Source organism: Marinibactrum halimedae (assembly GCF_021234875.1).
Lineage (GTDB): Bacteria > Pseudomonadota > Gammaproteobacteria > Pseudomonadales > Cellvibrionaceae > Marinibactrum > Marinibactrum halimedae.
On the sequence record NZ_JAJQVM010000010.1, the window covers coordinates 52363 to 64068 of the forward strand.

Below are 11706 nucleotides of genomic sequence, written 5' to 3' on the forward strand. Positions count from 1 at the left end.
AAACTCATCCTGTAGCGCTTACATAGTCATGCTCTTTAGCCATACTCTTTAGTCATACTCTTCAGTAGCAATATTCTTCAGTCTTTCCAAGTAAAGACGGCCTTGACAATATTACCGTTACCTTCATAGGTCAGAGAGGCACACAAAGTGGTAACCAATGCGATACCTCGACCACTGAAATCTTTTTCTCCGGTTTCCCTTAACTTATTGTGATGATCGAAACCCTCACCACTGTCTTCCAGCGTTAACCGTAATACCCCCTCATCCCCATTCACAGAGTGCGCTAAAGTGAATCGGATAAAGCCTTCGGTCAGTTGTTCTAAACGTCGCTTCCTCAAACGATAATATTCCGCAAACCCTTCCGCATCATTTTTTAAGGATGAATCCAACTGCAATAAACCATGCTCTAATGCATTGGAGTATAGTTCTGCCAATACCGTGTAGACCTGCGCACTTTTCCCTCTCAACCCTGGCACATCCGAAATCACCGTCATCAGTAATGGTAGAGGGTCAAAATGAAGAAAGGTTGGCGGCTTAATCTCAAAACTCATTGACCATTCAATTAGCCCCTGATCACCCCGAGCCCCGACATCTTGATCATCCGTCGGTTCTGGGGGGCTTGCCAAAGAAATTTCTACCAACGATAAATCATCATCAAACACATCACTGCCAACATGTTCATGCACCGCTTCCAAAATTCGGTCAAAAATTTGATTGGCCTTAACATCCGAACCATGCCTAAATACTTCGAGCAAACGAGCCTCCCCGAACATTTCCCCATCAAAAGATCGGGCTTCATGAATACCATCTGTCCATAAATAAATTCGATCAGTGGCGGAAATATCAAAGTATCTGCATTGAGAATTGAGCCTGTCATTACCCATAATTCCCAAGGGCAAACTCTGAGAAGACAATAATTCCACCTCGCCACTCACTCCCCGATACAAAACCCCAGAGGGCAAACCCCCATTCCATACCTTCACTTGCTGTACCTGATAATCCACTTCCAAGAGTGAGGCACAACAAAAAATCCCCGGCGGCAACAGCGTTTTCAGCTTGTGATTAATTTCTCGAAGAATATCCTGGAGCGAGAAGCCTTTTGATACCATGCCATAAAACGCTGTGGCTAACGGCATCGAACCAATCGCCGCCGGCAAACCGTGGCCGGTAAAATCCCCCAGCAGCAACATTAGATTTCCATTCGGGCGATGAGCAGCCACCAATACATCGCCATTAAAAATTGCCTGAGAGGACAAATGAAAACGGATGTTCGGGTCATCCAAACACCCTTTACCCGCCACATTATCAAAAACTTTTTTGGCGACTGCCTGCTCTTGTAGTAGCGTATTGTTGTTCAAGCGAATCTGATCGCGCTGTTGCAACAATGTGGTCTGTAATTCTCGCATACGACCAAACGCGTTGATTTTGGCCTGTAAAATCGGCTTGTTATAAGGCTTCGGAATGAAGTCATCCCCGCCGGCATCCAAGCAAGCAACAAGAGACTCCGTATCCGACAACGAGGTTAAAAACAAAATAGGAACAAAGTTTTCCCCTGCCAATTTTTTAATGGAGCGCGCCGCTTCCAAACCATCCATTTCTGGCATAAGCACGTCCATAAGGACAATATCGGGCTGATATTGTTGATAGAAGGCAATGGCCTCCAAACCATTAGACGCTGGAACCGTGATGTAACCCAATTGTCGTACCAACGATTCCAAAATCATTCGATCAGTACTGGTGTCATCGGCCACAAGTACAGTGAGCATGCCACAACCTTTTTCGAGTTGATGAATAAAGACGGCTGCCAACCTTCACCGGAAAACTGCCACGCCTCACCAATCTGCTTTTCGCAACATGTTTTAATACAAATTTAAACGACGAGGTAGGCGTGCAACAGCACAATGTAATGGCGTTGAAATACACCATCACAGAATGCCCATACACTGGATTTTTCGAGCTCAATAATTAATTGATCGCAAATAATTGCTCGAAATTAGAAATAGTGAGTATTTTACGGATATCTGGACTGCAGTTGGTTATCTCAATATTGGATTCATCACCTCCCGCATAGTCACGCAACAGCAATAACATGCCCAGCGCAGAGCTATCAAGATACGTCGCATTTTTCATGTCGACCAGAAAACTTTCAGGTTTAGAATCCAGTTCTTCATACGTTTTGCGAAAGTCATGATGAGAACTGAAATCAAAACGCCCACTGACTTCGATTTTCAACATTGCGCCATTTGGCGTCATTTCAGAGGAAATTGCCATATATACCTTTGCTCCGATGGTTAAAAAATTACCTCAAAATCACTTGTTATTTTTTTACTCGCCTTAACATTATTTTTAACGCCAGCGGTTAACCATAAGTTCATCGTCATTTTAGCGTTTATTCACACTTGTGGTTACATCGCTGTTAACTTTAGCCAATTTTTTGTAAACCGACATTATAGATTGTCTTATGGTTTTATTCACAGTCGCTATTTCAACTCAACCGATGTAATAAAAAACATTGGCCGACATACCTTTTATGAGGTATGTCTGAGGCTAACAACAAGGCGTTTATGCGCATTATTTAAATAATAATCGCAGGCGTTCGTGCCACAAATCCAGAGTATCGCCACCGATTGTACGTACTTTATTGCACTCTGCGACCACTGTTTTCGCCAATACCGATTCATTTTTATCATTATAGACAAAACACCAAGGCGGCTCCTTTTCTCTGCTTTCATAAAGACGCACCTAAAAACCGATACGGGATAACCGAGTACTGAATAGCACGTACTGAAAGTAGTTCGTATAGCTAGTAATTCGTATAGCTAGTAGTTCGTATAGCTAGTAGTTCGTATAGCAGGTTGTAAATTACGAGTTGATTTTTTGGCCTCGAATAAACGATTGCCCCGCCATTTCATCCAATTCTTTTTGTAATTGTTTCTCAGCAATATGGTCACCATCAAGACGAATACGTTCAATCAACTCTTCCATCAATTTTCGCCGCTGATGCTTTTCCCGCCAAAAACGTTCGGCTCGGTCTGTTTGCTGCCGCAGAGTCTCTACTCGTTCAGACTGGGTTTCTATGACGTTTTCCAATTGCCCAACAAAGTGACGTTGGCTGATCAGTGTTTCGGTAGAGACACTGCCACGCACTGAGGAAAATTGAGCAACATACTCTTCAAAATAATGGTGCAATTGTTTTAATTGGTTAACGTCACTCATCCACTGCGCACGCTGCTGTTGCAGTAATTTTGCCGCATCGTTTTCTGCCTTTTGAGCCAACTGCAACACCACTGCTAAACGTCTTGTTCGATCATTATCAGCCATGGTGGCCTCTTATTCACTTTTGCCGGTTATGCGCCCGCGCCAATGGTGCTGAAGCTCGGGCAGCCTTATTCGCGGGACGCTCGCCAGCAGTTCCGATTCCTGCCCCAGCACGAGGTATCACCGGCGCACTGGCATCGGCCTTAGTACTTGCCTGGCCCTGGCTGGCCCCCGCGTCCCCATTAAATAGCCTTTGCAAAGTATTCAAGCTGTCGGGAAAAGGGACACTTTCATTGATGCCCTGACTGAGGTAATTACGTAAGTGCGGACGCATGGCGATGGCTTGATCGATGTCTTTGTCTGCACCGGCGGTATAAGCACCAATACTGATCAGATCCCGATTTTGACGATATAACGCCAACAATTGCTTAAAGCGCTGAGCCATTCCTAAATGAGGCTTGGCAACGATGTTTGGCATTACACGGCTAATGGACGCTTCTACATCAATGGCCGGGTACTGCCCTTCTTCAGCCAAGGATCGAGACAACACAATGTGGCCATCCAAAATAGCCCGAGCAGAGTCGGCAATCGGGTCTTGCAAGTCATCCCCTTCCGTCAACACGGTATACACCGCTGTAATGGAGCCACCACCCCGATCCGCATTACCGGCTCGCTCCACCAATTGAGGTAATTTTGCAAACACCGAAGGCGGGTATCCTTTGGTGGCAGGTGGTTCGCCCGTGGCCAACGCAATTTCACGCTGAGCCTGGGCATAACGGGTGAGTGAATCCATCAGCAATAAAACGTTCTGGCCTTTATCGCGATAGTACTCAGCGATACGGGTAGCCAACTGGGAGGCCCGCAGGCGCATTAACGGTGGATCATCCGCCGGAGATGCCACCACGACAGAGCGAGCCAACCCTTCTGCGCCTAGGTTATGCTCAATAAATTCTTTAACCTCTCGGCCCCGCTCTCCAATCAGCCCCACCACCACGATGTCGGCGGTAGTAAACTTGGTCATCATGCCTAACAACACGCTTTTACCCACACCACTGCCGGCAAAAAGCCCGACACGCTGCCCCTGCCCAAGAGTTAATAACGCATTGATGGCTCTAACGCCCACATCCAGCGGTTTTTCAATAGGATGACGTTTTAATGGGTTAATGGTATGAGGAGCAAACTCCAAGTATTCTTCACCACCCCAAGACGCGTCACCATCCAGAGGTTGACCCAAGCCATTAATGACACGCCCTAACAAGCCCGGCCCCACACGCATACCCAAGTGAGAGGATAACGGCGTGACGCGCGCGCCGGGTTGCACGCCCTCAATATTTTGGATGGGCATCAGGAACACTTTATGATCACTGAATCCCACTACTTCCGCCTCTAATCTACGATCTCCAGAGACGCTGATTTCACATTGCTGACCCAATTGCACCTTCAGCCCGACCGCTTCCAACGTCATGCCCACCACACGAGTGAGTCTGCCTGCGGCCACCGGCTCCAATTCCGGAGCCCGCTGTGGGCGAAGGTGCTGTAAGCGAGACAACAAAGGGGCCTGCCATTGTTTTGAAGTGACAGGTTTTGAAGTGACAGGCTCTGAAGTGACGGGTTCTGAAACAACAGACCCAGAAGGTGTGAAAACTCCGGTCATGGCAACGAATGCTCCGAAGTCGTGCCGGTTTGATCGGTTGAACTTCCTTCAGAATTGACCTGGTTTTCAGAGGGCGGCAACTCACCAGCAGCCGGCATTTCACCCGCCAAATGCTTTCCTAAAAACTGGTCGATGGCCGCCGTCAAACGCTCAGATACTTGGCAATCCACCACGCTGTCTCGACTCATCACCTGACAGCCGCCGGGTTCAATCGACACACTGGCTTTTAATTGCCACTCCAAACCGTGCGCTTGTGCGTGTTTTTCCAATACATCACGATCATCGGGGTGAACCATAATTTGAACGTTGTCCGCTGAAAACGGCAACGATGAAAGACTTTGCTGCACCAGTTCTACGATATGAGACCGATCCAACTGCAACTCACGGGCCACCACCGCGCGAGTTAAATTAACGATGGTATCGGTAATGATGGCTTCAATGGCCGACTGCTGTTGTGCCAACGGGTGTTGCAAAGCTTCGGTAATGCCTTGAGCCCTAGCAATGGCGTGCTGCAATTGTGCTGAACACTCTTCGTGTGCTTTCTTCTCACCGCTTTCAAACCCGTGTTGCTCCCCTTTACTGAAGCCTTCGTTATACCCTTCCAGCTCAGCCCCTTTTCGCAACTCCGCCAACTCTTCTGCACTGGGCAAACGGTAAGGTTGGGTTTCGACATCCTCTACGGATTCATCGGCCGGCGTGTCTGTGGAGTTCGCTTCCACCTCTGAATCGGTGGTCACCTCATCAGTAGTGACGTTTTGCTTTGGATTTTTTGAGGTGTTGTTTGCGGCAGCTTGCTTTACTGAGGACGTCTTCGCCGCCGTGGTGGATTTTCCAGCCGTTGGTTTAGTGCCAGTATTTGAGGCGGGCTTTTTCCCTTTAGTGTCGATTTTCTTACGAGGCTTTTTCTCATCAGAACGAAAAATTTGTTCGCGCTCACCAAATTCTGGCACCAGCCAGCTTTCCCAAGCGCCTCCCCCTTCATTGGATTTTGACTCAGGTGGATTACCGTTTTCAGAGGCATGAGACATAAAAGCCTCCCTATTGATTACCTAAATAAACCATTGCAAATAACTCATCTCAAACGTTTTATCACGTTTTGAGTAACAACTTTCAACAATGGCGCAAATATAAAAATGTTAACGACGAACAAGAAATAATTAAAAACAAACGACCCATAATAAACAATAAAAAACAACCCAAAATAGGCGGTAAAAAGTGGGCAACCCAAGCAAAAATTACGTCTATTTACTGTGTTTTTTACAGCATTTGTTCACCGCCACCACCCAAGTTAATTTCACCGGCATCGGCCATGCGCCGAGCAATGGTCAGAATTTCTTTTTGCGCACCTTCCACTTCAGACACTTTCACAGGGCCTTTCGCATCCAAATCATCACGCAGTAATTCAGCCGCCCGTTTGGACATATTGCTGAATATTTTATTCTGTAAATCTTCATCGGCACCTTTTAAGGCAACAATTAAAATTTCCGATGACACTTCCCGCAACAGCGCCTGAATACCTCGGTCGTCCACATCTTTCAGGTTATCGAACACAAACATTAGATCCTGAATTTGTGAAGAAAGATCCTCATCCACATCTTCAATGGCCTCGAGTAATTCATTGGCCACAGTGGAATCCAGATTATTGACAATTTCGGCAGCCACTTTCACGCCGCCCATGGTTTTCGTCTGAGAACCGGCACTGCCAGAGAATTGTTTTTCAAGAATATTATTGAGTTCCTGCAAGGCGCTAGGTTGTACCGTATCCAATGCTGCAACACGCATCATAATGTCTAACCGCACCTTATCGGGGAAGAAATCCAAGATTTCAGCCGCTTGATCCGCATCCAAATACGCAATCACAATGGCCTGAATTTGCGGATGTTCATTACGAATAATATCGGCAACAGAACGAGACTCCATCCACTTAAGCGTATCCAGCCCCGTGGTATTACCGCCCAGCAAAATACGATCAATCAGGCCATTGGCCTTGTCTTCACCTAAAGCCGTGACCAGCATATTCCGAATATAACCATCTGCCCCCATACCCAAACCGGTTAAGGTACGCACCTCTTCCAAAAAGGTCGACAATACCGCCTCTACTTCGGTTTGTTGCACGTTGGACAACTGACTCATCGCCGTTCCCAATCGCTGCACTTCTTTTGGCCCAAGGTGCTTTAAAATTTCGGCTGCATCCGCCTCCCCCAACGTCATCAATAAGATGGCCGCTTGATCTAATTTAGACACACTTTTCGCCGGCGCTTTCCCAGCGCTGTCTGCTTCTTCAGCCATCTTCGTTAATCCAACCTTTAATCACTAGGGCCACACGGCCAGCATCTTCTGCAATTAAGCCTTTCACCGCATTCAATTGCTGTTCGTAACTTTCTTCTGGGCTGGGCAATGCCAAGGCATCCCCACCACTGAGCGTGACGGTCTCATCAGACAACGAGTCAAACGCATCCAGTCCCGAAGATTCCAAAGCCGCCAGCTCTTTGGCTTCCTCTTCTTGACGTACCTTCAGCCCAGATGCCGCCACACTCTTCAACACAGGTCGCAACAAACCCACTAAAAGAATAAGAATAATTAAAAGCGCCGCGAGATGTTTCGATAAGGCATTAAACAAGGGGTGATCCCATACCGGAATGCCCGTATCTTCCGCTCCCAATTGAGGAATAAAACGGGTATTAATCACATTAACACTGTCACCACGAGCCGCCGAAAAGCCAATACTGTCACGTACCAGTATAGACAGCCGCTCCAATTCAGCTTCCGTCCAAGGCACCTGCTCCACCACACCGGTTTCCGGGTTAACCACATCTTTATCATCCACCACGACAGCCACCGTGAGTCGTTTAACTTTGCCCAATTGATGACGGGTATAACTGACGGTTCGATCCAATTCAAAATTACGTGTGGCCTGCTTTCGGGTGTTGCTCGGAGCACTCCCCCCTTCATTGTCACCCGCATTGGCCTGTTCAGGTGCTTCGCCATCCCCCGGAGGTTGATTGGTAAGCGCACCGGGAATACCCCCTAAATTATTACCAACGCGTTGCTCATCTAACGTTTGCTCACTGCGTACCGCCGGTAAATCCGGGTTAAATACCTCTTCGGCCTGTTCAACTTCTGTAAAATCCACATCCGCACTGACTTCTGCTTTTATTTTTTCCTGGCCGACAATCGGCGTCAGTAAACTGTGTATTCGACCAATTAATTCATTTTCCAATTTACGACTGTATTCGCGCTGTCTGGCCGCTTCCAATAATGCTTCCGCCTCTTCCCCTACCGATAATAAATTGCCTTTTTGATCAACAACCGTAACATTCTCCAACATCAATTCTGGAATACTGGAGGCCACTAAATTAGCAATAGCTTTCACATTAACAGGGGTAATGTTTCGACCAGGAAATAATTCTAAAAAAACAGACGCCGATGGCTCACGCGCATCTCGTACAAACACCGATTCTTTTGGAATCGCCAAATGCACTCGTGCATGACGCACGCTATTAATGCTGGTAATGGTACGTGCAAGCTCGCCTTCCAAACTGCGACGAAAGCGAGCCCCTTCCATAAATTGACTCGTGCCTAAAGGCTGTTCTTGATCCAATAATTCGAAACCCACCGAGCTTTCGCCAGGAATACCCGCTTCGGCCAATTTTAAGCGCGCTTCATGAATATCATCTTTGGCCACCAGCATAGCGCCTGTGGTAGGGTCTACCTTAAATTCGATATTATTGTATTCCAGTATTTGAACCACTTCTGAAGAATCAAGACGATCCAAACTGCCGTATAAAGGGCGATAATCTTCACCTTGTGTCCACAACACCACCGCGAAGCCCACCGCCACACTGGCCGCCAAGCCAATCATTAAGCTGGCCTGACGAATTAAATTTAAATTATTAAATCCCTCCACCAAATCACTGGTAGGACGAGATTTTACTTCCACCTCATCGGTTGATGCGTCCGCTTCTGCTTGTTCAGCCATTCATGCAACCCTATCTACTGAAAAATACACTTAATTTAGCGGCCAACGCTAAAAACCACTTTAAATACAATGATTAAAATCAAGACCAAAAAATCAAAATCAAAAATGAAAAATGAAAAATGAAAAATGAAAAATGAAAAATGAAAAATGAAAAATGAAAAATGAAAAATTAAAGTACCTACATCGGCATGTTCATAATATCCTGGTACGCTTCCACCATTTTATTTCTGACCTGCACAGTGGCTTGAAATGCAACACTGGATTTCTGACTCGCCACCATGACATCGGTAATATCCACATTCTCGTCACCCATGGTATAAGCCTCAGCCAAGGCACCAGACGTTTTTTGCAGTGCATTCACATTACCAATGGCTTGATTGAATAAGTCTCCAAATTTCGAGGTGGCAGGCGCGCTGCTTTCTCCCTGTAAATTTCCCGGAGCAATGCCCTCAAAAACTCGGCGTGTTGTCGGCACATCCCCCATTTCTTGATTAGGCGTCTGTACCGATTCACGCATTTGACGCATATTCATCAATAATTGATTAATGTCTGGCCGATCAGTGATTCTCACAACAACTCCTTACTGGTTAGCTTTACAGGCAAACAATGTTGCTGACGTAAAACAAATAACAAAACCTTGACACTCACCTTCATCACACGCCAAACAAACCGTCAGAAACTCGACGAACAGGCACTTAATCGCTGACTTTTCCTTAGCTATTCGACGTTGAAGGAATCATTACAGGGGTCATTGCAGGATGCGGGCCAAAGCAGAAACGAGGCAGGAACAGAAAGGAAAAAAGGTCGACAGCAAAGCCATCGACCTATGCACAAGACTAAACGACGCTACATCTATATAACTTGATTTCTAAGCGAAGGTTTTATCGACAATACTGCTTTAAACAGGGCAATTTGCAGAAGCCGCTTGCGCTTCATCCACAAAACACCGATCACAGGATTGCGAATACAGAGGGTGACTTGCAGGGCAACTGTTTGGTGTTGGTGTTGGTGTTGGTGTTGGTGTTGGTGTTGGTGTCGGTGTTGGTGTCGGTGTTGGTGTCGGTGTCGGTGTTGGTGTTGGTGTTGGTGTCGGCGTCGGTGTACCCGTTGCGTAACGTCCATCTAGCGTCACTACGCCGGTATTTTCAGGGTCAAGATAACGATCAATACCCGCACTCCAGTTCACATCCATACGACCATAAATATCGTATTCATTATTACCACATGCCGCTAAGCCACCGGTTAATTGGCCGACAATTCGCTGATTTTGATCAAAAATGGGTGAGCCTGAAGAACCGCCTTCCGTCGTTCCTAAATCCCAGTCCTCCACTCGCCAATGTGTCGACAATGCGGTTAGTCGATCGTTATCAAAACTGATGCGTTTTTCATCACCACGAGGATGATGAATGCTTACACCGATTTCAGGGCGGGTTGAACTGCGAGACCAACCAGCGTAATACACATTCGCTGCTGCTGGGATTGGATCATCAAATTCAATCAAAGCGAAATCCGAATTTGGATTTTGCACCAGCATCACCGCACCAGACTGATTGATATTACGTGGCCCATTACCATTACCACCACTCTGTGAAGAGCCGGGTGTACGACAAGTTGGACTTTCGAATTTCCAATACGCAACAACGGTATTGGCATACTGAGGTTGATCCAAACAATGGTCAGCGGTTAGAAATAATGCTCTTCCATCTTCTGCCGTATTATTAATAGCCGCTCCTGTACACACAAATGAACCACTGTTTGTGGAAAATTGATAATGTGCCACAGAATTTACTTGGTCACGCCAACCATCGGCATCCGAGCAAGCCACATCCACATTACACGAACCAGACTTTAAAATAACATCCATTTGTGAAGAAGGCTTATCGCCTAAAAAACCATGATTCACTTGTTTGAGTTTGAGTTTAACTTGATCGATAACGTCTGCTGGAGCATTCACTTCAACAATCACTTCATCTCCGGCCAACATAGGTGTCCAGAATTGCCCATGTGTTTCATTTTGCTCTACACCAAACGGCCCTAATATTTCTTTACCATCCGCAGTGTAAATATACACAGATGCCCCTTCAGGCATATAAAACTCTTTAAAACCCAAACTGATATTCATTGCCCCATCAGACACTATTTTATAGCGTGATACAGACATGGCCTGACCATCTAACGCGGCACTTTTTAATGTTTCCCATTGAGTAAGCGATACATCTGTGTGCAAAGCCGTAGCAATTTCCATCGGCGCCAGCTGCTGACTTTCTGAATGTGTTTCCTTATGCTCTGATTGCAATTTTAGAGAACGATTATCCACAGACTCCATATGGTACTCTTGCAGAACCGAGACATGCTGTCCATATTTCAAACCAAGCGGTTGAGCATTGACTTGACCAATCATAAAGGCCAAAGCACTCAGCGCCAGAGAGGGCTTTAAAGAACGAGTCATAATTTTCCTCACAAGAAATTATTATTTAATGTATTCGTACATCACTTGACCTGAGCTATTTTTTATCCTCGTGCAAACTCAACAGACACAAACCTCTCCAATATGTAATATTTTTATTTACATAAAGAAAAAGACTATCAAATTCGAAAACCAGTTCGTTATCAAAAATACAAAAACATGAACACCATCATGAGAATGGCGTTTAGACGGAGGGAGTTCACAGAACAATACAAAAAACTAAATTAAAAAAACAACAAAAAAGCCAAACATTAAGCAAGGCAATTTCAATTAATTCACCTCATCAGAATATATATCAATTCACGCCATTTGTTTAATGTCATCATCACTCAATCCCACAAACTTCAT

9 protein-coding genes are annotated in these 11706 nt (G+C 45.9%); all 9 read right to left on the reverse strand.

Annotated features, from left to right (window positions below):
• Window positions 1-77: 77 nt before the first annotated feature.
• Window positions 78-1766 carry an ATP-binding SpoIIE family protein phosphatase gene (locus tag LU351_RS07470; RefSeq protein ID WP_232593442.1) on the reverse strand — a complete coding sequence of 563 codons (1689 nt, stop codon included), beginning with the start codon at window positions 1764-1766 and terminating at the stop codon, window positions 78-80.
• A 199-nt stretch (window positions 1767-1965) separates the two neighbouring features.
• Window positions 1966-2271 carry an STAS domain-containing protein gene (locus LU351_RS07475; RefSeq protein WP_232593443.1) on the reverse strand — a complete coding sequence of 102 codons (306 nt, stop codon included), beginning with the start codon at window positions 2269-2271 and terminating at the stop codon, window positions 1966-1968.
• 591 nt (window positions 2272-2862) lie between these two features.
• On the reverse strand, window positions 2863-3321 hold the full coding sequence (fliJ, locus tag LU351_RS07480) for a flagellar export protein FliJ (RefSeq protein ID WP_232593444.1): 459 nt from the start codon (window positions 3319-3321) through the stop codon (window positions 2863-2865).
• A 13-nt stretch (window positions 3322-3334) separates the two neighbouring features.
• Entirely contained in the window at window positions 3335-4912 is a 1578-nt protein-coding gene (gene fliI, locus LU351_RS07485) for a flagellar protein export ATPase FliI (protein ID WP_232593445.1), read from the reverse strand.
• Entirely contained in the window at window positions 4909-5940 is a 1032-nt protein-coding gene (locus LU351_RS07490; protein ID WP_232593446.1) for a FliH/SctL family protein, read from the reverse strand. The genes fliI and LU351_RS07490 overlap by 4 nt, the downstream gene beginning before the upstream one ends.
• A 229-nt stretch (window positions 5941-6169) precedes the next feature.
• A complete protein-coding gene (gene fliG, locus LU351_RS07495) occupies window positions 6170-7201 on the reverse strand; it encodes a flagellar motor switch protein FliG (protein WP_232593447.1) in 1032 nt (343 codons plus the stop codon).
• A complete protein-coding gene (gene fliF / locus LU351_RS07500; RefSeq protein ID WP_232593448.1) occupies window positions 7194-8891 on the reverse strand; it encodes a flagellar basal-body MS-ring/collar protein FliF in 1698 nt (565 codons plus the stop codon). The genes fliG and fliF overlap by 8 nt, the downstream gene beginning before the upstream one ends.
• A gap of 178 nt (window positions 8892-9069) precedes the next feature.
• Entirely contained in the window at window positions 9070-9462 is a 393-nt protein-coding gene (gene fliE, locus LU351_RS07505) for a flagellar hook-basal body complex protein FliE (RefSeq protein WP_232593449.1), read from the reverse strand.
• A gap of 327 nt (window positions 9463-9789) precedes the next feature.
• Window positions 9790-11340: a trypsin-like serine peptidase gene (locus LU351_RS07510; protein ID WP_232593450.1), complete on the reverse strand. Its 1551-nt coding sequence runs from the start codon at window positions 11338-11340 to the stop codon at window positions 9790-9792.
• Window positions 11341-11706 lie beyond the last annotated feature (366 nt).

Bases quoted from the DNA above. Each gene is read 5' to 3' on its own strand.
- fliI (WP_232593445.1), bottom strand. From the start codon at position 4,912: ATGACCGGAGTTTTCACACCTTCTGGGTCTGTTGTTTCAGAACCCGTC.
- LU351_RS07475 (WP_232593443.1), bottom strand. From the start codon at position 2,271: ATGGCAATTTCCTCTGAAATGACGCCAAATGGCGCAATGTTGAAAATC.
- fliG (WP_232593447.1), bottom strand. From the start codon at position 7,201: ATGGCTGAAGAAGCAGACAGCGCTGGGAAAGCGCCGGCGAAAAGTGTG.
- fliF (WP_232593448.1), bottom strand. From the start codon at position 8,891: ATGGCTGAACAAGCAGAAGCGGACGCATCAACCGATGAGGTGGAAGTA.
- LU351_RS07510 (WP_232593450.1), bottom strand. From the start codon at position 11,340: ATGACTCGTTCTTTAAAGCCCTCTCTGGCGCTGAGTGCTTTGGCCTTT.
- fliJ (WP_232593444.1), bottom strand. From the start codon at position 3,321: ATGGCTGATAATGATCGAACAAGACGTTTAGCAGTGGTGTTGCAGTTG.
- LU351_RS07490 (WP_232593446.1), bottom strand. From the start codon at position 5,940: ATGTCTCATGCCTCTGAAAACGGTAATCCACCTGAGTCAAAATCCAAT.
- LU351_RS07470 (WP_232593442.1), bottom strand. From the start codon at position 1,766: ATGCTCACTGTACTTGTGGCCGATGACACCAGTACTGATCGAATGATT.